Origin of the sequence: Sphingomonas sp. CFBP 13706 (assembly GCF_014842355.1) — a bacterium.
Classification (GTDB): domain Bacteria; phylum Pseudomonadota; class Alphaproteobacteria; order Sphingomonadales; family Sphingomonadaceae; genus Sphingomonas; species Sphingomonas aerolata.
Window position 1 is genome coordinate 43,450 of sequence record NZ_JACYVM010000017.1, and the last position, 24,284, is coordinate 67,733.

The window sequence follows — 24,284 nt, forward strand, 5'->3', positions numbered from 1 at the left end:
TCCAAGTGTCGCGGATGTGCTAAGTTTTGCAACAGAGCCCTCAGCGCTCGTGTTCTCTTGTGTGCTAATATCGCAAAAGTTTGTTGCAAAATACTTTTATTCTGATACAATTTTGCGACATGCTAATCGGCTATGCCCGTGTGTCCACCGATGACCAAGATCTCCGGCTGCAACGCGCCGCGTTGAAGGAGGCCGGATGCACGCGAACGTTTGAGGAAAAGATCTCGGGCGCAAAGCGTGATCGGCCCCAGCTGACCAAGATGATCGAGCAGCTGCGTGATGATGACACGGTGGTGGTGACCAGGCTCGACCGACTGGCACGTTCCACCCGCGATTTACTCGACATTGCCGAGAAGCTGAAAGAAGCCGGCGCCGGCCTGCGCTCACTGGCTGAGCCTTGGGCGGATACGACCTCGCCAGCGGGGCGCATGGTACTGACCGTGTTCGCCGGCATCGCCGAATTCGAGCGCGAGCTGATTCACCAACGCACCAGCACCGGGCGGGTAGCGGCCAAAGCGAGGGGAGTACGCTTCGGGCGCCCGCCCAAGCTCACCCCCGATCAAATCGCGCTAGGCGAGCGGCTGGTAAGCGAGGGTACGTCCGTGCGTGAAGCTGCCAAGCTGCTTAAATGCCATCATGCGACGCTCTACCGTGCGCTGGCAGCCGCGACGTCGGGAATGGACGTCTGATGCCGATCCGTCCCGAACATGTGTTCCTATATCCGATCGATTGGCCGCAGCTGTCGCAGCTCGTGCGCTTTGTCAGAGCGAAGGGACGATGCGAGCATTGCGCGCGTCCCCATGGGCAAAGGGTTTTTCACTTGGGGGATGGACGGTGGTGGGACAGGAATCGTCGATGCTGGCGCGATGGCAGGGGACGGCGCGTGCGACGACCGATGGAGAACATCCTGATCCAAGGCAGGTGGACACCGGTGGTGCTGGCCTGCGCTCACCTCAACCATGATCCTAGCGATAGCGCGCTTCACCAGCTGGCCGCACTCTGCCAGCGCTGCCACATGATTTACGACGGCCCCGAACATCGTCGTCGGCGCTGGATGAACGCGCATTACCGGCGCGCGCTCGGTGACTTGTTCCACGGACCATACCCAATGCATGGTGCCGACTGGATCACGCCCACCCCGATCAGCATGCTCGACGACAGCCGTTCGTTGTACGCTCAGATTCGATAGAGCCAGATCTTACCCCCGTACCCGGATTACGCCTTGGCCAGCGCACACTCCTGAACCAACACCTTCTCCGGCACGCGCCAGGCCCCGGGGATCTTGCGGATCATGGGAAGGGTGAGGGCACGGTGACGCGCCAGTATTTCGGTTGCCCGTGACTGGCCAATCAGCGCCGCCAGTTCCGCGCGCGTGTAACCGTTCATCTCCATTGCTGCCTCGATTGCGCGCACCGGATCTAGCGGCGCGATAGGCCAGCGACGGCTTTCATACGTTTCGACCAACGTGGCGAGCACGTCGAGCCGATCGCCGGCATCCGTACCTTCGTCTGCCCCCCATAGCGCCTCGATCGCCGCGATCGATCATATGCCCATGTCCATGTCGCGTGCCCGCGTTATGCCTGAGAGATCGATCTCGAGCTGGCGCTCAGGAATCTGCCTGTCCAGTGCGCGTTCGAGTGCTGGCTGCTCGTCCATGCGCTCGATCAGCCGCTCCAGCTTGCGTTCGGCCCGCCAGGTCGCGTCCTCGCCGGTCGCCGCGGCGCGCTCTCCCGACGCAGCACGCCAGTCGGCGACGAACCGGTCGGCATAGTCAGGTCCGCTGCTGGCGCGCGCACGGCCCTCGTCGGCCCAGGCCCGCCATGCCTGATCCACCCTGCCGGCCGCGATCTCGCGCGCCAGCTCGGGCGTGCGGTCTAGCACGGTCCTGAGATCCTCGGCCCCGCTTGGCTGTAGCTGGTCGAGCCTGTCGGCGCCGGCATGCATGGCGCGAACATCGTCGCGCTCCGGCCACTCGCGCTGCCGGCTCGCATCCTCCACCGCCGCGAATGCCCGAGCGTAGCGACCGATCGCATCAGCCTCGACTGGCGGCGAACCAGGCAAGCGGATCTGAGGGGTATCCGGGCTCCGGGGTGGTAGAGCCCCCTGCCCTGCGACCTCGTTCGCCGCTGTCTTCTCACCGCTTTGCCGTTCCGCCACCTTCTCCAGCCGCCTACCATCATCGACGACGAGCGTGACGCCTTCACGCACGCGTGTCGCCAGCACCCGCAGCAGGCTGGTGGTGATGAGCTTGCCCTCGCGGCTGTCGGCCGCGACGATGCCGTGATCGCTGGTCGCACCTTGCGCCGCATGCGTGCTGGTCGCGTAGGCGAGATCGAGCCGCTTGAGCATCGGGTCGCCGCGCTCGAGCCGCAGCGCGCGACCATCGGCGGTGGTAACGGTAAGCGCATCGGCGGCGATGTGCGTGAGCTGCGCGCGGTCGGCGTTGATCAGACCGCGCTCATGGTCGGTGCCGGTCCAGCGCAGAGCGTCGCCGACATGGAGCGTCAGGTTCTGCCGTTCGTAAACGCGCACAAAATCGTCGACGCGGTTGGCGGCTAGCCTGGCCGGGCGGAACCGCTCCTGCACGCCGCCCTGCCGGCGTAAGGTAACAACGCCGTCCTGCACGCCCACCACTTCCGCGAAGCCCGAACGGACCCCTTGCGTCGGCACACCGCGGCTGAACTCGACGATGCGGTTGCGGGTGTAATGCTCAGGGAGACGTTGCTCCTCGCGGGTCAGGTGGACCGGCGACAGTACGGTCATGTTCGCCGGCGCTCGGCCAAGTTCACCCGCCGCCATGCGCCGCTGCTGCACCGCCTCGTTGATTTCGCCGCGCAGCTGGCGGCCCGACGCGTAGATGCCGGTGCGGGAACGGTCCTGCGACGAAAGCGCCATCCAGCGATCGGCTACCACTGCTGCGGCAGTACCGGGGGCTTCGATGGTGTCGGCCTTGAGCAGCCGCATCAGCTCGGGCACATCGCCCTTCTGCGCCGCAGCATGGACGTCGCGCATTTGCGGCGTGGTCGCGCGAACATTCTCGTCCATGACCGCGGTGCGGCTACCGGCGCGCAGGATGACGTCGAACGGCTTGCCCGCCTCGACCGCGCCCAGCTGACGGCGATCGCCGACCAGCACCAGCCGGTCGACGCCGTGCGCGCTGGCGACATCGACCAGCCGCTCCATCGTGCGGTTGTCGATCATCGAAGCCTCGTCAACGACGAGCATCGCACCGCGTAGCGACGTGCCCGGGCGGTACTCATGCTCGTTAAGGAAAGACGCGATCGTGCGCGCCTCGACGCCGGTGTCGGCACCGAGCCGGCGTACAACGCTGTTCTGGATAGCGAGGCCGATGACCTGCCGCCCTTCGCCTTGCGCGATGCGAACAACGGGCTTGAGCATCGACGACTTGCCGGCACCCGCCACGCCCTGGACGACAACGACGCGGTCGCGCGTGGTGAGGATCGTGGTGGCGGCTGCCAGCTGGCCCTTGTTAAGTTTGCGGCCCATCGCCTCCACCGCCATCTGCTGGACACGCGTCTCGGCATCACCGGGGGCGACGATGGCGGGCACGGCGTCGCGACCAGCTAAAACGCTCGCGACGATGCGCTGCTCGATCTCGAGCGCCTGGGTGGTGGTCATCATCACGCCATCGGCGCCGGCAATCAGCAGTCCGCGCTCGGCGAGCATGGCGATGCGCTGCTCGACCGCCGCCACATTCACGGGAGCGCCCATGTCGAGCGCGGTCTTGAGCACGTCGCGCGCCGGAAACGCTGCTTCGCGTTCGGCGAGGTGGCGGACGGCGGAAGCAACTGCGTGCGCGGCGACGAAGGCGTCGGGACGCAGCCGCCCAGTGCGTTCCGGCACCAGCGGATCCGGCCTGGGACCGATTTGGAGCCCGAGCTTATCCGCGAGCGCCGCGCCTTGCGCGGCGATGCCGCTGATCCCCTTCACCAGCCGCCGCCATGCCGTTGGCTGACTGACCGCTTTCTCCTGCGCGATTGCCACCATCGCGGGTAGATCGACCCCCGCCCCTCGCGCCTTCTCACCCCATTCCGCGCGCAGCACGTCGCGGTCGATCTCGGCCGGCTTGGCGGCGCGCGTGCTCAGCGTTACCGCCGAGCGCGCTTCGGGGGTACGATGCTTCATCGCCGCCATGCCGGCATCGATCTCGGCCGAGCGCGTCGAGAACAATTCAATCACGTCACGGGGCACGCCGGCGATCTCGAACTGGCCGTGCTTGGCAACACGCTCGGTCGTGTAACCGAGCTGCTCAACCGCAGCCCTAAGCGTCGCGTTGTATACGGAGGCAGCCGCGGTGTAGCCCTCCCATAGCTTGTCGTTGTGGAGCGCACGCCAACTGCCGTCAGGCGCCTTGGTTGCATTGGCGATGATCGCGTGAATATGCGCCTGCGGGTCGAGCGCGCGGCTGGTGTCGTGCTGGAACAGGGCGACGACGAGGTTGCCACTCTTCACCGGCTCCTGCCTGCCGTGACGAGTGACCCGCGCCTCAGCGAGGTTGGCCTCGATCCACCCAATCGTCGTTTTGACCGCCGCCATGTGCGCCGTCAGCAGGCGAGCATCGCCGCCAACATAGGCGAGCAGCGACAGCGACTTTGGCGCGGAGAAGGTGAAGTCGAGCCCGGCGCGGTGCTTGCCACCCGGACCGGTCGGGATGGTGTCGCCATTCGGCAGCGAGCCCGCCAGCACCGCCTCGAAGGCGTCGTGGCTGACCGGACCGTTAAGCCCAAGCGCCTTGGCCCCCTGCCCCACCCACAGGCTTGCCTCGGTCGCCTGCCCATCGGTGTAGTAGTTGTCAGCAGCATAGTAGCTGGCGGCACCGGACGCAGACCGCACGACCGCCGGAGTCAGCATGGCACTTGGGCCATTGGCATCAGTCGACGATGCCCTGTCCGACCTCGATCGCGCGCCTGCGGCTGGAGACATGGATCTCGCATGGCGCAAGCCGGCGATAGTCGCTGAACCGGTCGGCGCGGTCCGCGCACGCCTTCACCCGCGCCTGGTTATCGGCGAGCCGCGTGGTTGCCTCCCAGTGGCGCAGCGGCCCTGCCCGGTGGCTGTAGTGTTCGAACAGCCGGTTGGACGCGGCGATACCATCGCCCGGCTCGCCGAGTACTGTCTGGCTGACCGCCGCGGCAACCATGCCGTTGCCGGGGACGACCATCAGCGCCAGCGCTGCTGATAGCACGCCGACCGCCGACCAGCGGGCCTTGTCTGATCCGACAGGTGCCTCACCAACAGGTGTCGGCGTCCACCGGGACTTCTGCCGCCGTTCAAAAAAGGAAATGGGAGCGTCCGTGGGAGTAGGCTTGATCACGGTCCGTGGCGCGGGGACCGGCGCAGGAGCAGACGCGATGACGCTCGTGGCCGCAGCTTGAACGGGCACGATGCCCGTGGAGGTGGGCACGGTCGCAGTTGCAGCGGGGTCAGCCGTCAGCAGCCCCACGGGCTCATCACGTGAGACCGCCTTGATAAGCGTTACCTTGCCGCTCTCGGCAGCAGCTTCGGCCTGCGTCTGATGTTCGAGGCCGAGCTTCGCCAGACGGATCATCATTACGTTGAGAGGCTCGTCGGTACGCGCGGCTTCCGCACGAAAAAGGTCATTCTCGTCTTCGGTCATCGATACCGAAATTGTTGGACGCCTGGCTTTCATATGGCTGCTCCCGGTGGCGACGCCCGTCCCCCATTGGACTGCGCGGACGCGATGCAGAGCTGCAACAAGACCCAAGGCGGCACGGAGTGCAAGGTCGTTTTTGCGTCACACGGCCATCATATCTCGTGTGACGTCATGCAAACAGAGCTTACAGCCGTATGACGCTATCATATCCTATGAATATCAATGCTTTATACCTGCTGTACACAGCGTGATGTGTGCCTCCTGAACCCCTGAAATCCCAGGTTTTGCTACACTGGCCTGTCCAGATTCGTCGGTTCATTTCGGGACGTCCAGGGGGGCATCCGAGCCCTTGGGCGATTGAACCTAATCACCCCTGTTGGCCAGAGATCCATCGCAAGTTGTCCCGGCGACTTTTCAACTTTGGTCCGCTTGCCCGGTGACGAAGCGGATGCATTTTCAGAGCGTCGGGTGCTACTCTCACCGGTGCTGTGCTAACGCGATCGCGCCGCTGCGATGAGCTCTCTTTGCTCCTCGTCGGTCGTATATCGGTCGGATTTGATGCCGATAATGTCATCCGCTGTACCGTGTCCGGCCGTCACGAGTGCCGCCCGGATGATGTTGCCAATTTTCGGGGATTGCGCTTCCGCCTCAAGGCTGGCGAGCATCGCATAAGGTAGATCGACGATGACCGGAATCATCCATTCTCCCGAGGTCGTGCGCGTCGGATAACCTGGCTTCGATCCATTCCACTCGCTGCCGATCATCCATAGGCGATAATCAGTCGTGGGGTCGGCTGATGGGTAAGATGGCTGATCGGACGGGGCAGTTGTAATCGGCTTACTGGGGTCTAGAGGCAACGACACAAGCGTCTCCTTTGGATGACGGGGATGACACGATATCGGGAGATAAAATCAAAGACCGTAGGTACAGGGGGCTATCCCGGGTAGCGCCAGAATATCGCGCTTTGACCAGAAGGTTGACTGGCCATTGGGTGGCAGCCGGACCGGCGGCACGGCGATCTCGACCATCGGTCCGCGGATCTGGATCACGATGCCACAGTTGGTTTCCGTGCCGACGACAAGGTCGTGGCGGAACGCTTCTTGGGTCCGCTGCTCAGCAACATTATCGGCACGCCGGGCGGCCTGCTGCGCTTGGAACGACGCGGCCGACCGAATGCGGTCTGGTCGATAGGCATAGACGGCGGTGCGGGTGGGCATGAGCGAGATCCGGCTGAACAACCGTGCACCGATATCGCCCTTGGTCGCCAGCTCGGTATTGTCGAAGGTGATGGCAACAAAGCCGCCCATGACCTCGGAGGGGCTGCGGACACACACTGCCGACACTCCGGACCAGAAATGCTTGAAACTTCCCCGTGGCGGCAGTCTGCGGCCCAGCACGCGGTCACGGAAGCTGCGGGCGACCTCGCCGTCTTCCGGCTCGATGCGGCCGCCCTTGGCGGCGCATTCTAGCGCGAAAACTCCCCGGACCCGTTCTGCAGTGGCGGAGCCGTTGGCGGTAAGCTTCTCGGCAAAGAAACGATAGCCAATAATCTCGCTCTCATCGCGCACCAACGGATAGATCTGCGGGAGCGGATCGGATGACATCGACCCGCTGGTCTTCATTGCGGTGTCCCCGCCTATGCTGGTCAGGAAGTTGGCGATTGCAGGCGCCGACGTCACATCGCCAGGCGACGCAACCAGCAAAGCTGTGACGATCATAGTGACCGTGGCTACAGAAATTAACATCATATCCACCTCCTCCTGTCGTCTGGAGGCGGTTCCCGGCCCGTGGAGCCGGGTGTTAGGAACCCTGCATTGCACAAGGCGCCGCCACCTTTAGGCGAGCCTTGGACATGCGTGACGGCCACCCGGCCGACATCTGTTGTCGACCGGCTGCAATGACCTGAGGTTCCTACGCCTCACCCCCCGGGACTGACCAGACGGCAAAGCTCGATTAACACGGCCGATCACCTGTGAGAATGGCAGTTCCTGAAATCCTGATGCTGACGGGTGAGTTTCGGACCATCCCCTCACCTGAGGGGGCTCGGGTGGGTCTGATCAGCTACCAGTGGGGCTTCGCGCTACGGTCGGACGATTCCTGCTTCGCCAACTCCAACCTGTCTCTAGGTCCGATCCATTCCCGATCGTCAGGCTGCGGGGGTTGCCTGAGCCTATCAACGGGGCACGAACGGCGTCGACGCATTCACGAACAGCTGGATTGCGGGTAGTGGCTACACGGAGAGTTACCCGACCTTAGGCGCTGACTGGATCACGCCCATGCCGATAAGCATGCTCGATGGTAATCCCCTCCTCATACGTCGTGGCGGTAGAAAGCGGCGATCGCAACTGCCGGACACGGCCACCTCAAAGCAGCAGCGAATTATTGAAATGTACGCCACTAAGGCGTACATAGGACCAAGAGCTAGAGGAGGTGTGCCATGCTAGGCTTCCAGGATCAGGTCGGCGCCGTTGACGAGCGCAGCAGCGAACGGATGAACTTCCGCACCAAGCCGCGCATCAAGCAGGCCATTCAGCAGGCTGCCGCGCTCTCGGGCGTGGACGACTCCGTCTTCACCATGAACGCGGCCTATCGTTCGGCAATGGAGACGATCGCGGCGCATGAACGCACCAGCTTGCAGCCGATCGACCATGCCGGCTTCTTCGCCGCGCTCGACATACCGCCGGCCCCCACCGAGCGACTGCTAACCGCCTTTGCGCGCCATCGCGAGATGATCATCAGTCGGTGACCGCAGCCGAGACTGCAAAACGCATTGTTATCGAGCCGCTCGATCCTGCCAGGCATGATCGAGCGGCTTTCTCGTGTGGTATCGACCAGGTCGACAACTTCTTCCGTCGTACCGCCAACAAACTCACCAAGGCGGGCAACATCCGCACCTTTGTAATGACGGGCCCCGAGAACGAGCTGATTGGCTTCTACGCCACCAATGCCCACGCCATCGACTATACCAAATTGCCCGAGCGGTTCGCCCGCACCCGCCCTGCCCATGGCAGCATTCCGGCAGCCTATATCTCGATGATCGGCGTCGACAGCCGGTTCCAGGGACAGGGTTATGGCGGCGATCTGTTGGTCGATTGCCTCAAGCGACTGGTCGTGGCGGCTGATGTGCTGGGTATCGCCGTCGTCATGCTCGACGTGCTGGACTGTGGCGACCCCGACACGGTGGCGAAGCGCGTGGCGCTCTATACCGGGTATGGTTTTGAGCCACTGGCGTCCAATGGCTTGCGACTCTTCCTTCCGATCGCGACGGTTCGAACGCTTACGCAGTCATGAGCATGAGGGGTCGACAGGCGGTGCAGGGGGCGTTGTTTATGGGTTTCGGCTCGACGACCATGTGCCTGCTGATCATCTGTTGCGTTTTTGGCGAGCAGCCGAAGCCTGATTTGCGTTCGCGGACCAGGGCTGGAAGCGCAGGCGCCTTCCCCTGAAACGCTTGCAGTTGGGGCGAGTAACTGCCTCCCCGAAATCCGCCTCCTATTAAGCTGGCATCTTCTGCCTCTTTGACGATGCCATTTGAAATCGTTCTGTGATGAACGTGATGCCAAGAAATCTGATCACAACACATGCTGCTCGGTAACGCACGCTGGTTGCGGGGGGCAAACTCGAAATAAGTCTTTTAGTGAACGCGCTCTTTCATTTGAAGCTTTTTACCTATAAAGACCTTATCAAAAGATTCAAATTAGCGATTGGACCGGTTTATGAATGCCCTCGTCAATCATATCGGCGAACTTGCGGACGCAGGCGAACGAATGATCGAACGCCTACGGCGTAAGGCGTTCCTGCCCGAAAGCCGGAAGGGACTTAACGTCCGCTTTGGAATCGCAGAGGCAGCGCAATTGCTCCACTGTTCGACCAACCGGATCCGTATGGCCGAGGACGACGGTCGCCTCCCCCCCGCCCCGGCGGGTGAAAACGGGCGCAGACTCGGCTATTCGGTGGAGAACTTGCTGCAGATGCGCGAGGTACTTGGCGCCTCTCCTGCCCGCGCGCCGCTTGATATTCCCGCAATCATCGCGGTGCAGAATTTTAAGGGCGGAGTCGGCAAGTCGACCGTAACCTGCCACCTCGCACATTATTTTGCGGTGCAGGGCTATCGTGTGCTGGTAGTCGATTGCGACAGCCAAGCGACAACGACGACGCTGTTCGGGTTCAATCCCCATTTCAATATTACACGAGAAGAGACGCTATACCCGTATCTGTCGATCGATCCGACCCAGGCCGATTTGCTTTATGCAGTCAAATCAACGCCGTGGCCCAACGTTGACCTGATCCCGTCGAACCTCGAGTTATTCGACGTTGAGTATGAGCTCGCCGCGGCGGGATCGGATGGGCAGTCGGTACTCGCCGCACGCTTCCGCAAACTTAAGCAGGGGCTGGCCGACCTCGCGCGCAATTATGATGTGGTACTGCTGGATCCTCCCCCCGCGCTCGGGACGATCAGCCTTGCCGTGATGCAGGCGGCGAATGCGCTGCTCGTCCCGCTGGCCGCAACAACGCCGGATTTCTGTTCGACAGTGCAGTTCCTGTCGATGATGGACCAGGTGCTGCAGCAGCTCGCGCATGCCGGTATCGAGGTGGAATACGGCTTCCTACGGTTGATATGTTCAAAGTTCGACTCCAACGACCCGAGCCACGCAATGGTCCGCACGATCATGGAACAGAGCTTCGGCCCTGCCCTGCTTCCGGTACCCATCCTAGAATCCGCCGAGATCAGCCACGCCGCGATGCGTATGATGACGATCTATGAACTCGAACGCCCGATCGGCACGCCCAAGACGCACAAGCGTTGCCGCGCCAACCTCGATGAGGCGATGGGACAGATTGAGCAGCTCGTCCGCCAAGGCTGGGGCCGAGTGGAGCCCGCACGTGAGGAAGATCTACTCCATGTCGCGTGAACCAGAATTGTCGCTGTCCGACACATCAGCGTTCCAAATATGTCTAATGCGGGAGGTGCCGCATGGCGCGTAAGCAATCCGATTATCTCGCGGCCTTGCTAGCGGATGAGCCAGCCGAAACCGACGCGGGCGCCCCCCCTGCCCCGCCCATACCCGAACGGTCGCGCGGCACCACGCTGCTCAACCGAGAGACCGCGCTCGCGCGCGTGACGAGCGGCGAAGTGCGGCAAGTGACGCAGCTGCTGCTGGATCCCACGCGCGTGCGGATCTGGCCCGGCAATGCACGCAGCTACAAGCATTTGACTGAAGATGGCTGCCGCGAGCTGATCGATTCCATCATCGCCGAAGGCGGACAGAAAGTCCCAGCGGTGGTACGCCGTGTTGACGGCGATCCGGCTCATGACTTCGAAGTGATCGCGGGCACGCGACGCCACTGGTCGATCAGCTGGCTGCGTGCGCATTCCTATCCCGAAATGCAGTTTGTGGCGCAAGTTGCCAGCCTCGACGACGAAGCAGCGTTCCGGCTCGCGGACCTCGAGAACCGGGCACGCAAGGACGTGTCCGATCTCGAACGCGCGCGCAATTATGCCGACGCGCTCAAGACGCATTACGGCAACCATCTGACGCGGATGGCGGACCGGCTCAAGGTGTCGAAGGGCTGGCTGTCGAAGATGGTCAAGGTTGCACAGATCCCCGATGCGGTGATCGCAGCCTTCGCTTCCCCGGCCGATGTCCAGCTCAAGCCCGCTTATGCACTGGCGCAGGCGCTCGACGACAAGGCTGCAACCAAGGCGATCCAGGGCGCGGCGCGCGAGCTCGCGCGCGAACAGGCCGCGCGGCGCGATCGGGGTGCGGCCCCCTACCCTGCCGCGGACGTATTTCGGCGGTTGCTCGACGCGCCGAACGATCCCGTCGACAGCGCTCCCCCGTTTACTTGGACCACGCCGCACGGCCGCCCCGGGCTCAGCGTCCAGTCGAGCAACCGCCAAGGCGTCACGATCCGGCTCCACGCCGGGTCGGGTGCGGAGACCGACGAGCTGGTCGACGCGCTGCGCCAAGCGCTCGCGCATCTGGAGGCCGAAGGCCGCGGGCTGAAACGGTGAACATGTTTCCCCGGGGAAACAGGCCGCGCTGCACCCCGGTGCCGACGGTTGCCCGCACCGGCCCGACGGTGTTTCCCCGGGGAAACACCCGGAGTCTGACCGCATGACCCGTGCCGATCGCCAGAACGTGTCCGAGCAGTTCGACCTGTTCCTCCCCTATCTCGCCGACATGCCGCTGCGCGACCAGCGCGAGATGATGGAACGCCCGTTCTTCAGCCTCGCCAAGTCGAAGCGCGTCAAGCCGATCGATTACAAGAGCCCCGACGGCAAGCTGTGGGTGCATGTCTCGGGCAATCCCGATTACGGCATGGCGACAATCTGGGATGCCGATATCCTGATCTATTGCGCGAGCGTGCTCGCCGACATGGCCCGACGCGGCGTCAACGACGTGCCGCGCAAGCTCCATCTGATGCCCTACGACCTGCTCCGCGCGATCGGGCGACCGACGACGGGGCGCGCCTATGAGCTACTTGGGCAGGCACTCGACCGGTTGGTGTCGACCACGATCAAGACGAACATTCGCGCCGAGAACCGCCGCGAGGCGACCTTCAGCTGGCTCGACGGCTGGACCCAGCTGGTCGACGAAAGGACCGAGCGATCGCGCGGCATGACGATCGAGTTATCGAACTGGTTCTGGGAAGGCGTGATGATGCAGGGCGGGGTGCTGTCGATCGACCGCGCCTATTTCGACCTGACCGGCGGGCGCGAGCGCTGGCTGTACCGCGTAGCGCGTAAGCACGCTGGCGGGGCAGGGGAGGTCGGCTTCGCGATCGCCATGCCAACACTGTTCGAGAAATCGGGCGCAGAAGGGCAGTATCGTCGTTTCAAATTTGAGATCGCCAAGATCGTGGAGCGCGACGAGCTTCCTGGCTATGCGCTCGCCTTGGAGACGCCGGCTGGCAGGCGCGAACCATCGCTGCGGATGCAACGTCGCAGTGATGCCGAGCGCCCGGTGAAAACCGTGGCGGCGCACAAGGTGCACGGCGCTAAACCTGCACCAAGGCCAGCGTCAACCAATCCCGCTGCCACGGCTGACGATGCGACTGAAACGATTGACGTGACAGCGTTGCTGCGACGGTCGCGCACCAGTCTGGCGACACGCGCGACCGCCGGCGAAATCACAGATGCGACGATGGCAACGTTGCGCGCAGAGTGCCCAGGCTGGGATTATCAGACGTTGCACCATGAGTTTCGCACGTGGGTTGAGGCGGACAACGCTCGCACGCCGGTGAGTTATCAGGCGGCGTTCATCGGCTTTGTCCGCCGCTATCATGAAAAGCACCGCCACGAACTAGGGCGCTAGAAGCTTTTTCGTCTTACGAACGGCCTTTGCCTCAGGAGGGCAGGGGACCCACACGTAAATCGAAACCGCTAAACTGGCGCCACCGTTCCCGAAGTGTCGTGCTCACAGATGTCTTTCCCGCTCAACGCTTGGGTATCTATCCCAATTGAACGTCCCTTCAGACAAACCCCGGCGAACTGATTCAATTGCTCTCAAAAAATTATCCGATCGGCCGGGGCTTCGACACTCCAGGAACAGCGTTCGGTCCTTCAGGAACGCAAGGTCGATCCTTCAGGAACTTAGTCGTCGACACTCCAGGAACGGATCGACGACACATCCGGAACGGCGGTGCCGATCTAACTCACGGAGAACAAGGCGTTTAAGCCCGGTAAAGAGCCGCCTAACTCTTTAACATCAGTTATAAACCCTCTAACCAAGGAGTTTCTATATCTTTGAGAAATGGATTAGGTCGTGCGTGTGTCCGCGCATGCACCATGCGACGTAGGTCACTCTCAGACCTGCTTCTGGATCAATAGCGAATGGTGTGAACTCGTCGTCGACAGCAAGAATCGTCCGATTGCAGCGTACGCAATTTCTAGCGGATGGAAGGCACCCGCGATTCAGAAGGTGATGCCCAACCGGCGAGGACATACCCGCCCCGTGAGCCATTTATGGCCGTCACGCATGCATCGTGCGGCGATAGTCGCAACCGCGTTTCACATTAGGGCAGCACGGTCGGTTTCGGGCTGTTCGCAACTATCGTAATGATCGTCCCGCCCTAGGTTGGTAGCCGCTCTTTCTGCATCCGGTGCATTCTTGAGCGTCTACCCTAATCGTGTCGCATGGCGCGCCACCCTTGGGCCTTAAGGTATTCGAGATTCCCATCGATAGAGTTGCAGGCGAGTTCCGTTCCCGTCATTTGCGGAGCTCTCCGCCAATAGGGACAAGCGTCACCGAGTTCGCGAACAGCGATAAACTGGCGGGCATGAGAAGCACGGCCCCAGCGATCGACCCGCTGAGCGCGATCTAGCCTCCACGGCGCCGTAAATATCATCGCGCCAGACATCTAACAGCATCAGCAGTACACTGGCGTCGCATCCTAAAAGAGCCTTCAGGCCGGCATAGAACGCTCTTTCAGGCTTGATCGCCCCTGCATCGAACGAGAATATCAGACGGCCATTAGAAGGGGTCACGACACGAAAGTGAGTTTTGCGTACGCTAGGCGCGAACGAATGCTGAACGACCGGGTTTGGTGGATTGCGGACCGTCCGCTATTGGGAAGCAGATGGCGTTAGCGAACGTCGCCTGATGCTGCGGCCTTTCTCAAAAAGGATCGATTCTGAGAAGGTCGATGCCGTCTCGACTGCCGTTCCTTTTTTTAGGAACATTGGGCTAGGCGCTAGCGCTCCTTACGGACGTTCAAGATCACACAGTCGTGGACAACTTCATCAAGACGAGGCCGCTGACAATGAGCCCGGCGGCTAGAAGGCGCATCGCGGTCATAGCCTCGCCAAAGACCATGATGCCGACCACGAACGTGCCAACCGCGCCGATGCCGGTCCAAATTGTGTAAGCTGTTCCAAGCGGCAGAACCCGCATCGCTGACGCAAGAAGGCCAAAGCTGACCAACATGCCGACCCCAGTGATGATGCTTGGCCAGAACCGTGTGAACCCTTGAGATTGTTTCATGGCCGAAGCCCAGACAATCTCGAACAAACCAGCAAAAACGAGTGCAATCCGCGCCACAGCAGTCTCCATCGGAGCTGCCGGGCCGTCCCGGACTTCTACCCCCGTATTGGGGTGGGAACGTTGTCGCCGCATATCTAAATAATTGTGCCCTAACGATATTTCAACGGCAGCTACCAGGCACGATGGAGAGTAGCGCCATCGTTAGTTTCGTTAATCGGCAGGAATGGCACTGAGCGCGTTCGGCGCAGAGCGGTATCGATGCTTATCCGGAACAACGGTGTAACGGTCGCTTTATACCGTTGTCACCGGGAGAGCTTCATGATCCGCCGTCGCATTGCCGTACTGTTAGCCGGCGCATTCGTACTTGCACCCGTTGACCCTGTCGCCGCCCAGAACACGGTCCGCTCGATCTCGGCGACCGACAAGGCGCAGGGCACTCAGGCTCATCCGCAACTGCTCGCGCAGTTCGGTGGTGAGTATAACGGGCCGCAAGCGACATTTGTCGAACGCGTCGGCAAGCGTGTGGCGGTACAGTCCGGCCTGTCGAATGCGGGCAGCGACTTCACCGTCACCCTGCTAGACTCCCCGGTCGAGAACGCCTTCGCCATCCCGGGCGGGTACATCTACGTCACCCGTCAGTTGCTCGCACTGATGACCTCGGAGGCAGAACTCGCCTCCGTGATGGGCCATGAGGTAGGCCATGTCGCCGCCCGCCACGCCGCCTCGCGCAACACGCGTGCGACGATCGGTGGTCTGCTCGCTCGTGGCGTCAGCCTGGCTACGAGAAGCGATCTCGCGACCCGCATCGCCGGCACGGGCGCGCAGCTGTACACCCTGAAATACGGACGTGATCAGGAATATCAGGCCGATGCGCTCGGCGTCCGCTACATTACCGCTGCAGGCTACTCGCCCTATGCCTCGGCCGACATCCTGGCGGCCCTCGATGAATCGACCGGGCTGACGGCGCAGGCCAGCGGCACCGCACGGTCTGCGCCGACATGGGCATCGACGCATCCAAATGGCGCCGATCGTGTGCAGCGCGCAGAGGCACTGGCGAAGGCCACCGGCAAGCCGGAGCTCGCAACCGCCCAGGATACGGCGTTCCTCCGCATGCTCGATGGCCTGCCTTATGCCGACGGCAAGGAGGGTCGCAAGGTCATCCGGATCGTCACTGTTGGCGCAAGGGACACGATCGATACGTTGAGCGAGCGCATGGCAGTAGCCGACAGCAAGCGCGAACGCTTTATTGTCATCAATGGCCTTCCGGCTGACGAGCCTCTGAAGCCCGGGACGCTCGTCAAGCTGGTCGTCGCTGGATAGAACCGCTGCCGTAGGAAGCCGACCTGCCCTGTTGCGGCGATGTCGCTGGCAAATTCTGGCTGCAACCCTAGCGTCCGCCGATGTTCATTCTCTACGCCCTGATGCTCGCCGCGGTGGTCCAGCAGACCGCCGCGGAGACCGACCCTGCTGATGCCTCCGAGATCGACGCCATTAGCTGCCGCCTGGACGTTCCCGGTTACATGCGCTTTGCCATGGCGATCGATGGCGAGGAGCAGCTCGCGCGGACGCGGGGATGGAAGAAGATCGCCTCGCCCAATTCGTTCATGGCCGAATATGACCTGCCGAAGCCAATTACCGTCGCGGGGTCATACAGCACACGCCGGATCGCCTTTACCGGTGACGCCATCCTCGCGGTGCTCGACGTCGCGGACCCCGCCATCGTGGCGCGCGCCGAGAAAATCGACAACAGCATGTCGGCCCAGCCGATGATTGACGCGATGGTGGCCTCGGGCAAGGTGACCCGCGCCCAGGCGGAAGCCGAGTTCCCGTTTCGCAAGTTCCTGGGCGAGCGGATCATGACCGACCTCACCGAACCCGCGGGCAAGGGCGGCTATGGCAGCCACATGGTGGTCGCCCGAACGATCTCCAACGTCACCACGCACCCCGGCAAGACACTCTACGGCTGCGCATATCGGTTCGATATGCTGGACAAGGGTGGGACATCGCTGTGAGACGGATTGGCACCGCGCGATCGTCGTCTCGCTGGCACTGGTCGCGCCGCTGCCGGCGTATGCGCAACTCTCCGGCATGGACAGCTTCATCGGTACTCTGTCAATCGAGCGAGGCGAGGTCATCCTTACGCGGTGCGATCTGGCGGCATCGCGCTACCTGCTGCGCGATGTGCCGGGAGGTCAGGCGGTCGCCCGCTATCGCAAGGATGGCCGGCGCGCGTCTGCCGACGTGATGGGCAGCTATAGCGAGGAGGGTGATCGTAACGTCCTAACCGTTGCTGAGTTTCTCGACTATCAACCGGGCAAGTCGTGTCACCTGAGCGACGCACTGGATGCGCTCGCTTCTGCCGATGCCCTCTCGACGCAGGGCACGCCTGCCGACGAGCGTGCCGACGGCGGCCACGATACACCTGCCGCGCTCGTTGGCCATTATTACCTCATGGATGTGATGGAGACCGGATCCGAGCTGTTGCTGCGGCCAGACGGCCAGTTCGACTGGGCGTTGAGTTACGGTGCGCTGGACCAGAAGGCGCAGGGCATGTGGCACGTCGAGCGCGACGAGGTCGTGCTCGTGGCGTCCGCACCAAGCGCGCAGAAGCCGCTCTTCTTCTACTTATCTACCGCGCCGTGGGATGATGAGACCGAAAACGAACGTCGGCGGTACCAGTGCAGCGAGATCGAGGCCGCACGTGCGGCGGGCTTGCCGGAACCCACGCTAGCCGATCCGACGCTGCCCGCGGCGTGCACCATACCGCCAGCCGACGCGGCCGAACGCTGTACCGCGCGAGCCTCTCCGGGCGTGGCGATCAGGATTTTCGATCCCGCGTCGGACCAGCCCGCGCGCAACCTCCCCGTCACGCTGCACTTTGCGAATGGCACGAAGGAGAAGCTGGTCACCGGCAGGAGCGGCTTCGCGTTCGCCCCGCACGGCGCAACAACGAAGGTCGTCAGCGTTACCGTTCACACCGAGGCGCCAATCGCGGGTGACATGACGATCACCTTCGCACCGCCGCAGCACGGGATCGTCCGGATCGGCTTCGATCGGCAGCAACTGATGGCGCGCCCGTTCGACACGTTGCGCCTGCGCATCGCGGGCACCGCGCTGGTTATTGAGGGCGCCAAGGGACGGTACGAGCGCCAGCCGTAGAGCAAGATGGTCGTGAATTGACCCGCGCCTAGCTCGGTTCGTGCTGAGCCCGTCGAGGATAGCGGACAACGCTTTTAACGCCTCGCAATGTTGCAAAGCGGCAGGATCTACACTCATGTTCAACCCGAAGGGCCGACGATTTGAACGGGGTTATGTCGTCTACTCGGATCGGGCTATTCCCAACGCGTTCGTTGCCAAAGTGAACGGGAGCTTCTGCCTAATAATATACAGGATGCCGTAGCCGGCCAAGCTAATCCGAATGGCTATCGCGAATAGGTACCTCAGAACCCTTCCAAATATCAAACGGATTTGACCGTATCCAGCGCGTGGCAATCCACTTGCTACCTTGAAGTACGGGGAGGCCAGCATGATTACTGGTTACAGCCATATTTCCATCCGGCGTTACGTTTGAGAATATTATGGCATCGCCCATCACGGGCGATACTTTCACGTTTAAAATAGGAAAGACCGTCTCCCCACCAATAAAGTCATTATTCAAGTATATAATGACGGTCTTGGTTCTCTGGTTCTTGGAAGCCGGCAAGGCGTCAGAATGCAACCGGAACTGTTGACCGACTTGGTATCGCAATATTGTGAGCGCTTCACCCGCAAAGACTGAAGTATCGCTTAGCTCGGCAATCCGCATATTAATCGCTCTGATAGCTAGGTCCTCCCGCAATGGTCCAATGCTTGCGGTATCGGATGTTCTAATCGGATTGATAATTTTGCGACCGCTTCGTGGATCAACGACCAGCGCCGGAGTCAAAAGATCCTCAGCGCTATGCATCAGATGGCGACATTCCGCTGGTGTCAGGAACGCAGACACACGAGAAACTGTGCCGTCTCCTGACAATGGTTCGGAAACGAAAGCTTGTGCGGGCAATCCGTCGGCGTCCAGCGTCATGTTGCGGATCAGTTCCAGGACCTGCCTGGCTTGATGATTATCTCCGGGCGTTGCTTCCAACAGCCGCCTAGCCGCCTTCCAATCCGGTGCCCCCCCGCTTCCGTTTGCAGTGAGGGCGATCTCCATCATCTGCGCTTCATGGTGACCGAGAGCCGCCGCCTGACTAAGTGCTGAGCGCGCCGCGATGAGATCCCGCGACACGACGTCTCCAACGATCTGCCAAAAGCCGAGTTGAAACAGCGCTTCGCGGTCCTGACGGGCTGCGGCGGCAACGAGCACAGAGATGGCTTCGGGAATGCGTTGATTAGCAACGAGGCGATCAACCGCCTGTAGAGATGCACTTTCTGACATCGCCTTCGCATAACGCAAAATGGGGGCCGGTGGAAACCACCGACCCCGAGTTATGCTGTAATTGGACGATCAGAACTTGGCGACTGCACCTACATAAAGATACCGGCCACGAACGTCATAGATACCAGACCCATCTGTAACACCGGTCAGGCCGTATGGCGGCTGCTTGTTACCGATATTATCGATGCCGATGTACGTATTAAACCGATCAGAAACGTCCGCTTCAAATCGGATATCGTGATACCCCACTGCAGGGTACTGCTTGATTGGCGCATAATCTGCATTCTGTGGCGGAACGCCATTCAAGCTGTTGTAGTCCTCATAAGTATTAAGATAACCGGGACCAATGTAACGGAATCCGTAATTAAACCCAACTTTCCCGACATTTACACCTGTGTTGAGGGTCAAACGATTCTTCGGATCGCCCAACTCCCCAAGCAACCGATCTCTGAACGATGGGTCAGCAGGATTGGTGAAGGTATCGTTCTGGATCGAGCGAACATAGGCTGCTTGTACGAAGCCGCTACCCCAAGAGAATTTGTGGTTATAGTTCACGTTCGCCTGAACGCCGCGGACCTTCAACTTCGCAAAGTTTGCCGTGGATTGAAGAAGGGACCCTTCCAAAACCTGGAAAGGCTGTTCACCACCAGGCCCGCCGCTTGCTCCTGCGCGCTGAAAGAGGCCGCAGAAGGGGTTATCCAAGGATGCTGCGTCGTAGCAGAGGTTCAAGATATCCTGCGCCGACCCTGTAGAGGTAATCACGTTGTTGACCGTGATGTCGTAGTAGTCGGCCGATATCGAAAGTCCCGGCACGAAGGATGGGGTAAGAACGAAGCCGCCGGTATAGGAGTCAGACTTTTCTGCCTTCAGGTTTGGATTACCACCGCTGACAAACTCAAGCGACGCACCATACACGAAGTCATATCCTGCGGGGCGACCTGCCGCATCACAATTTGCGACGCGATTAGCAGAACCCGTTGCCAAGTTACGTGCCGAACAGGGATCGTTCGGCGCCGGCGCATAGTTCTGAGACTGAGCTGAATAAAGCTCACCCAAGTTTGGCGCGCGAACAGATCGCGAGTAACTTCCTCGAATCATAAGATCATTCACTGGACGGTACTGAACACCGCCGGAGTACGCATAGACGGTACCGGCAGCGCCCTTGTAGTCAGAAACACGACCCGAACCGTTGACGGTAAGCTCACGGATCAATGGCAAATCCTTGAGGAGCGGTACCCGCAACTCGCCGAACGCTTCCTTTACCTCGAAAGCCGTCGGCGGATTGAGGGCCGGAATCGCATTATAGAAAGCGTAACCTGCCTGCGTGAAGTCATCGAGATCGTACTTGTTGGTCTCGCGACGATACTCACCGCCAACGACAAAGCCAATCGGACCGCCTGGGAGCGTGAACAGCTGACTCAGATCACCTGAGACAAAGCCAGTTGCATCGAACTGCGTGATCTTACCTTGTGCGCGTGATGCAACCGTCAGGTAGTCGCGGGCGGCCTGCGAAACAGAACCATCGCCGAAGGGGTTAATCGGCACGCATGCCGCGATGTCAGCTGCTAGCTGAGCTGGGTTCCCGCCGGCATCGCCACCAGCATAGCGCGGGTCGACCTGTGCCCGGCATACTACCTGACCAGCGGCATTCGTCGTCGAATCGAGGGAAAGCAGATATCGCTGGGTATTGATATTCCCCTGGATGAGGTTCCTTTCTTTGAATTCCCCATAGTTGGCAGAAAGTTCGTAGTTCCAATCATCGTTGAAATCGCCACGAACGCCACCGACGATCCGATAGGTTTCACGACGGATCTGTTCGTCACGAATACCGAGATCGAGCCAATTGCGGCGAAGACCGAAGCGATATGTACCGGCGGCAACCTGTGCCAGTGATGCATTTTGCCGCGCGATGCCTGCTGCCGTGGTACCAAATGCAGCGCCGGTATTGGGGTTCACACCAGAGTTGATGCCGGCCGTGAGCTGCGTGGCAAGCGTCGCGCGGGCTTGGGCAGCAAGGTACGGGTTATCAAGCCGGACGCCCTCACGATTAACGTCGCCGGTGGTAAAGTATGAAAAGTCGGAGACCCCGGTAACCGATGTCACGTCACCCAATGTTGTTCCGGTCGAGAAGAAAGGACCACTTTGGGATCCACGCGCGTCGCTGCGTGCGTATTTTGCTTCGACAAACGGAACGAACGCGGGCGAAATCTCATAGTGTCCGAGAACGTTGAACGAATACCGCTTCAGATCAGGAGAGAGAACCAAGAGGCGGCCTTGGCGGCTATTGTACCCGTTACCGTTTATGAAATTCCCGTTCGGCCCAAGGCCGACGCGAAGGCCATTCTGCTGAGCCAAAGCCCCGCCAGGCTGGAACAGATAAGCGCAGGTGAACGACGTGCCGACCGCATCGTTACCACAGGGTGCTCCTGCTAAGCCCGGCCGATACCGGATACCCACCTGACCACCGGTCGAGATGGTGGCCGACCTGATGTCGTTGAAAAACGCTCGGTCGATAACGTTGTCCGCGCCGTTCACCGACCCGGCTGGATCGGTATCCACGGTCACGAAACCATTTACCTGCTTCAGGTTCGGTCGTCCGCTCGCGTAGTAGTCTTCCTGATGGGCATATTCTGCGCTTACTGTGATATTGCCGCGTCCACCACCGAAGTTCTTGCCCGCGATACCGCTGATCAGCTGGGCACCCGCGTCGCCATATTTACTGATACCGGACTGCCCGCGGAGGCTCAGGCCATCATAATCATCCTTCAGGACAAAGTTGACGACACCTGCAACGGCATCTGAACCATAGGTCGCCGACGCGCCACCAGTCAGAACCTGGATGTCTTTAATCAGGTCCGAGGGAATCGTATTGATATCAACCGACACGCCAGTGTTCAGGATATCGCCTGCAACATGCCGGCGCCCGTTAACGAGCACCAGCGTGCGCTGCGTGCCAAGGCCGTACAGATCAACGAGGTTCAGACCCCGAGTACCCAAATACTGAGTAGAGTTTTGCTGGCTAAAGGTATTACGTAGCTGCGGCAGCTCGTTCAGGGTGTCGCCTACTGATACCTTTCCGGTCTGGAAAAGTTGTTCGCCTGACACAGTCGTGATCGGAGAGGTTGACTGGATATTTGGTGAACGAATGCGCGATCCGGTGACGACGATATCGCCCCGGTCCGTAGCTTCCGCCTGCCCGGTTGCTACCGCGGTTTCCTCGGCATTCTGCGTCGTCGACCCCACCGTGGCATCTGTTGCGACCCCGTTGGGCTGCGCCTGCATGGACGATGGTTCAGCCTGAGCCGACGCGATGTTAGGCATAACGGCAAGAACGCCGGCGAGTGCCGTAGCACCTAGGAGACGAGAGAATTTCATGACGCAACCCCTGTATTGCTTTTGCTTTTCTGAATGAATTAAGCCGCTTCGCACCTTTGTGCGCAAGGGAACGGGGTCATAAATTTCGTCAATATAGATTTCCGTTATCGAATGTGACAAAAATGATACATTCCATACCGCGCCTGCGCTCACGTCGCCAAAGCCGATTGAGCAATCTCAGATCGTTACGCTCGACATCGGACCCTCTCATGAATCATCATTCCTCAAATGAAACCGAAAAAGCGGGAGGCAGGCTTTCCTTATGTATACCACGATTACAGCTGCTTATTGGTTAACTCGAGTATCCTCATATGTCCGATAACGAGCGCACTGCGACCGCTGATAACAATCTGGCAAACGATAAGCTTGAACATAAAAAGCAGCGAATAGTTGTCGCCGGTTCTATTTATCAAAGACTTGCTATAATTAAAGCAATCTCGCAGAACTCGTACGAATTTGTCGAGACTGATACGGCAAGGGACTTGCTCGCTATTCTCAATCAAGAGAAGTATGATCTAGTTATTACTAGTACCAACCTGCCAGATCATGATAGCATGCAATTAATGCGATCTATTTCCAAAGTGGGCGAATCATTCGGTATTTTGGCTCATTCCGACACCGATGACGAAATAGACAGAGTATTAGCACTTGAATTGGGCGCGGATGATTGCGTACCGTTATCGTGTGGATCTCGTGAGCTTAAGGCTAGGGTCCGCGCCTTACTTCGGCGTCGATCAAAAGACACCACAAGGGCAATCGAAACCTATTCAAAAAGTGACAATGCGATAGGCTCAGATTTAAGTTATCGAGGCTGGACGGTAAACAAAGACAGGTGCCAACTTTACTCTCCAACTGGTATTGCCATTCCAGTTACGAATGCTGAATGTGGCGTATTAGTAAGTCTGTTCAGCAATCCTGGAATAATAAGAGACAGGTTAAGCCTAAGGAATATTGGCGCCTATTCTAAAGAATTTGATCCTCGTTCGCTTGACGTTTCTATAAGCCGTCTTCGCAAGAAAATGGCGCGCTATGGCGGTCATGGCATAATAGAAACCGTTCGAGGCAGGGGTTATCGTTTGATAACGGTTCCTCCCTGCACTGAATAATATGTGGAACTACATAGCTGCCTTGGCGATCTGGGCCGATGGTGCAGCCGGCATCCTCTAGCCTGCGTACTGGGATGGCGACTTTTCTCCAATCCTGGCCGCTCCTGAGGCAAAAGTCTTGATTTTTTAGGAACGTGCGGGGCTTGATAGATACCGAACGTTACCGTGAAAGCTCCCTATTCTGCCGGCTGACGGTATTCAAGCGGAACAGGTGCGAAGATAGCAGCTAACGCGCATCCTAAAACCAAGCCAGTTAGCACTAAGGGGCTGAACGTAGCGTTGCCTCGGACCATCTTGATCGCGCCGGTCACGACAAGCTAGGTAACAACCAGCAGAGACAGCCTGGCGAAGAACATTCTTAGCCGTGGAGGCATTCGGTTTTCAGCCGCGTGGTCCAATTCGACATCGATAGCTCCCGTCCATGTAAGGACATGTCATACGCCGGCTACGTCCACAATCCGGGCGATAGCGGAATGTCTGGATTGACGTGCTTTCTGTCGATCGCCCTTCTCGAAAAGCAAGGTCCAGCGGGAAAGGCGTGGTGCGGCAATGGTTTCGTCGTCCCCGAACGAGCCGCTTTCTCAAAATCTATTCCCGATTGGGTTTTCCCAAAATTGCTTGCCGGACATGGAAAAACGGGAATCTGATGATCGTTCGAACGGCAGGTTTCAGGATCGTTCGCGTACACACTGAACGACCGGATTTGGTGGATTGTGTTGAAAAAGCTGGGATCGGCCGCGGGCAGGCCCGTAGTTTGAAACAGAGCT

20 protein-coding genes are annotated in these 24,284 nt (G+C 60.2%); 11 read left to right on the top strand and 9 right to left on the bottom strand.

Annotation, left to right across the window (positions count from 1 at the left end; genetic code table 11):
• Window positions 1-119: 119 nt before the first annotated feature.
• Window positions 120-689, top strand: coding sequence for a recombinase family protein (locus tag IFS44_RS19175; protein ID WP_192099669.1), 570 nt, complete (start codon window positions 120-122; stop codon window positions 687-689).
• 206 nt (window positions 690-895) lie between these two features.
• The gene (locus IFS44_RS22420; RefSeq protein ID WP_244650447.1) at window positions 896-1,189 is read left to right on the top strand and encodes a hypothetical protein; all 294 of its coding nucleotides are present in this window, start codon (window positions 896-898) and stop codon (window positions 1,187-1,189) included.
• Between the two features lie 26 nt (window positions 1,190-1,215).
• On the opposite strand, the gene IFS44_RS19185 is transcribed toward IFS44_RS22420, so the two are convergent.
• The 5 genes from IFS44_RS19185 to IFS44_RS19205 form a co-directional block, all read right to left on the bottom strand.
• On the bottom strand, window positions 1,216-1,476 hold the full coding sequence (locus tag IFS44_RS19185) for a helix-turn-helix domain-containing protein (protein ID WP_244650448.1): 261 nt from the start codon (window positions 1,474-1,476) through the stop codon (window positions 1,216-1,218).
• Between the two features lie 66 nt (window positions 1,477-1,542).
• Window positions 1,543-4,872: a MobF family relaxase gene (gene mobF / locus IFS44_RS19190; RefSeq protein WP_192099670.1), complete on the bottom strand. Its 3,330-nt coding sequence runs from the start codon at window positions 4,870-4,872 to the stop codon at window positions 1,543-1,545.
• A gap of 19 nt (window positions 4,873-4,891) precedes the next feature.
• Window positions 4,892-5,638 (bottom strand): hypothetical protein, encoded by a 747-nt coding sequence (locus IFS44_RS19195; RefSeq protein ID WP_192099671.1) that lies wholly within the window; start codon window positions 5,636-5,638, stop codon window positions 4,892-4,894.
• A gap of 488 nt (window positions 5,639-6,126) precedes the next feature.
• Window positions 6,127-6,399, bottom strand: a complete 273-nt coding sequence (locus tag IFS44_RS19200) for a hypothetical protein (protein WP_206757873.1) — start codon at window positions 6,397-6,399, stop codon at window positions 6,127-6,129.
• 147 nt (window positions 6,400-6,546) lie between these two features.
• Window positions 6,547-7,353, bottom strand: a complete 807-nt coding sequence (locus IFS44_RS19205) for a hypothetical protein (protein ID WP_206757874.1) — start codon at window positions 7,351-7,353, stop codon at window positions 6,547-6,549.
• A 719-nt stretch (window positions 7,354-8,072) separates the two neighbouring features.
• On the opposite strand from IFS44_RS19205, the gene IFS44_RS19210 reads away from it, so the two are divergent.
• From IFS44_RS19210 to IFS44_RS19230, 5 genes are all read left to right on the top strand, one after another.
• Window positions 8,073-8,381 carry a type II toxin-antitoxin system TacA family antitoxin gene (locus IFS44_RS19210; RefSeq protein ID WP_192099674.1) on the top strand — a complete coding sequence of 103 codons (309 nt, stop codon included), beginning with the start codon at window positions 8,073-8,075 and terminating at the stop codon, window positions 8,379-8,381.
• Window positions 8,378-8,926, top strand: a complete 549-nt coding sequence (locus IFS44_RS19215; RefSeq protein WP_192099675.1) for a GNAT family N-acetyltransferase — start codon at window positions 8,378-8,380, stop codon at window positions 8,924-8,926. Before IFS44_RS19210 ends, IFS44_RS19215 begins: the two co-directional genes overlap by 4 nt.
• A gap of 425 nt (window positions 8,927-9,351) precedes the next feature.
• Window positions 9,352-10,548 (top strand): AAA family ATPase, encoded by a 1,197-nt coding sequence (locus IFS44_RS19220; protein ID WP_192099676.1) that lies wholly within the window; start codon window positions 9,352-9,354, stop codon window positions 10,546-10,548.
• A 62-nt stretch (window positions 10,549-10,610) separates the two neighbouring features.
• The gene (locus tag IFS44_RS19225; RefSeq protein WP_192099677.1) at window positions 10,611-11,651 is read left to right on the top strand and encodes a ParB/RepB/Spo0J family partition protein; all 1,041 of its coding nucleotides are present in this window, start codon (window positions 10,611-10,613) and stop codon (window positions 11,649-11,651) included.
• A 103-nt stretch (window positions 11,652-11,754) separates the two neighbouring features.
• On the top strand, window positions 11,755-12,954 hold the full coding sequence (locus tag IFS44_RS19230) for a replication initiator protein A (protein WP_192099678.1): 1,200 nt from the start codon (window positions 11,755-11,757) through the stop codon (window positions 12,952-12,954).
• 1,404 nt (window positions 12,955-14,358) lie between these two features.
• On the opposite strand, the gene IFS44_RS19235 is transcribed toward IFS44_RS19230, so the two are convergent.
• Window positions 14,359-14,679 carry an SMR family transporter gene (locus IFS44_RS19235; protein WP_192099679.1) on the bottom strand — a complete coding sequence of 107 codons (321 nt, stop codon included), beginning with the start codon at window positions 14,677-14,679 and terminating at the stop codon, window positions 14,359-14,361.
• Window positions 14,680-14,940: 261 nt separating this feature from the next.
• Here IFS44_RS19235 and IFS44_RS19240 point away from each other — a divergent pair, with 261 nt between their 5' ends.
• The 3 genes from IFS44_RS19240 (at window position 14,941) to IFS44_RS19250 (ending at window position 17,781) form a co-directional block, all read left to right on the top strand.
• Entirely contained in the window at window positions 14,941-15,942 is a 1,002-nt protein-coding gene (locus IFS44_RS19240) for a M48 family metalloprotease (RefSeq protein ID WP_192099680.1), read from the top strand.
• Between the two features lie 101 nt (window positions 15,943-16,043).
• Window positions 16,044-16,634, top strand: coding sequence for a hypothetical protein (locus tag IFS44_RS19245; protein ID WP_192099681.1), 591 nt, complete (start codon window positions 16,044-16,046; stop codon window positions 16,632-16,634).
• The gene (locus IFS44_RS19250; protein ID WP_192099689.1) at window positions 16,618-17,781 is read left to right on the top strand and encodes a hypothetical protein; all 1,164 of its coding nucleotides are present in this window, start codon (window positions 16,618-16,620) and stop codon (window positions 17,779-17,781) included. The genes IFS44_RS19245 and IFS44_RS19250 overlap by 17 nt, the downstream gene beginning before the upstream one ends.
• A gap of 250 nt (window positions 17,782-18,031) precedes the next feature.
• Here the strand turns inward: IFS44_RS19250 and IFS44_RS19255 are convergent, their stop codons facing one another.
• Window positions 18,032-19,036, bottom strand: coding sequence for a 2OG-Fe(II) oxygenase (locus tag IFS44_RS19255; RefSeq protein WP_082446604.1), 1,005 nt, complete (start codon window positions 19,034-19,036; stop codon window positions 18,032-18,034).
• A gap of 69 nt (window positions 19,037-19,105) precedes the next feature.
• Window positions 19,106-22,564, bottom strand: coding sequence for a TonB-dependent receptor domain-containing protein (locus tag IFS44_RS19260; RefSeq protein ID WP_342366500.1), 3,459 nt, complete (start codon window positions 22,562-22,564; stop codon window positions 19,106-19,108).
• 158 nt (window positions 22,565-22,722) lie between these two features.
• Between IFS44_RS19260 and IFS44_RS19265 the strand changes: the two genes are divergently transcribed.
• The gene (locus IFS44_RS19265; protein WP_192099682.1) at window positions 22,723-23,517 is read left to right on the top strand and encodes a response regulator transcription factor; all 795 of its coding nucleotides are present in this window, start codon (window positions 22,723-22,725) and stop codon (window positions 23,515-23,517) included.
• 445 nt (window positions 23,518-23,962) lie between these two features.
• Here IFS44_RS19265 and IFS44_RS21950 read toward each other — a convergent pair.
• The coding region (locus IFS44_RS21950) for a hypothetical protein (RefSeq protein WP_206757875.1) at window positions 23,963-24,284 on the bottom strand (322 nt) is incomplete at its 5' end.

What these genes read in the sequence shown, in the direction of transcription:
- mobF (WP_192099670.1), bottom strand. Translation starts at nt 4,872, where the DNA reads ATGCTGACTCCGGCGGTCGTGCGGTCTGCGTCCGGTGCCGCCAGCTAC.
- IFS44_RS19265 (WP_192099682.1), top strand. Translation starts at nt 22,723, where the DNA reads ATGTCCGATAACGAGCGCACTGCGACCGCTGATAACAATCTGGCAAAC.
- IFS44_RS19240 (WP_192099680.1), top strand. Translation starts at nt 14,941, where the DNA reads ATGATCCGCCGTCGCATTGCCGTACTGTTAGCCGGCGCATTCGTACTT.
- IFS44_RS22420 (WP_244650447.1), top strand. Translation starts at nt 896, where the DNA reads ATGGAGAACATCCTGATCCAAGGCAGGTGGACACCGGTGGTGCTGGCC.
- IFS44_RS19230 (WP_192099678.1), top strand. Translation starts at nt 11,755, where the DNA reads ATGACCCGTGCCGATCGCCAGAACGTGTCCGAGCAGTTCGACCTGTTC.
- IFS44_RS19245 (WP_192099681.1), top strand. Translation starts at nt 16,044, where the DNA reads ATGCTCGCCGCGGTGGTCCAGCAGACCGCCGCGGAGACCGACCCTGCT.
- IFS44_RS19175 (WP_192099669.1), top strand. Translation starts at nt 120, where the DNA reads ATGCTAATCGGCTATGCCCGTGTGTCCACCGATGACCAAGATCTCCGG.
- IFS44_RS19205 (WP_206757874.1), bottom strand. Translation starts at nt 7,353, where the DNA reads ATGATCGTCACAGCTTTGCTGGTTGCGTCGCCTGGCGATGTGACGTCG.
- IFS44_RS19255 (WP_082446604.1), bottom strand. Translation starts at nt 19,036, where the DNA reads ATGTCAGAAAGTGCATCTCTACAGGCGGTTGATCGCCTCGTTGCTAAT.
- IFS44_RS19220 (WP_192099676.1), top strand. Translation starts at nt 9,352, where the DNA reads ATGAATGCCCTCGTCAATCATATCGGCGAACTTGCGGACGCAGGCGAA.
- IFS44_RS19210 (WP_192099674.1), top strand. Translation starts at nt 8,073, where the DNA reads ATGCTAGGCTTCCAGGATCAGGTCGGCGCCGTTGACGAGCGCAGCAGC.
- IFS44_RS19200 (WP_206757873.1), bottom strand. Translation starts at nt 6,399, where the DNA reads ATGATCGGCAGCGAGTGGAATGGATCGAAGCCAGGTTATCCGACGCGC.
- IFS44_RS19195 (WP_192099671.1), bottom strand. Translation starts at nt 5,638, where the DNA reads ATGACCGAAGACGAGAATGACCTTTTTCGTGCGGAAGCCGCGCGTACC.
- IFS44_RS19225 (WP_192099677.1), top strand. Translation starts at nt 10,611, where the DNA reads ATGGCGCGTAAGCAATCCGATTATCTCGCGGCCTTGCTAGCGGATGAG.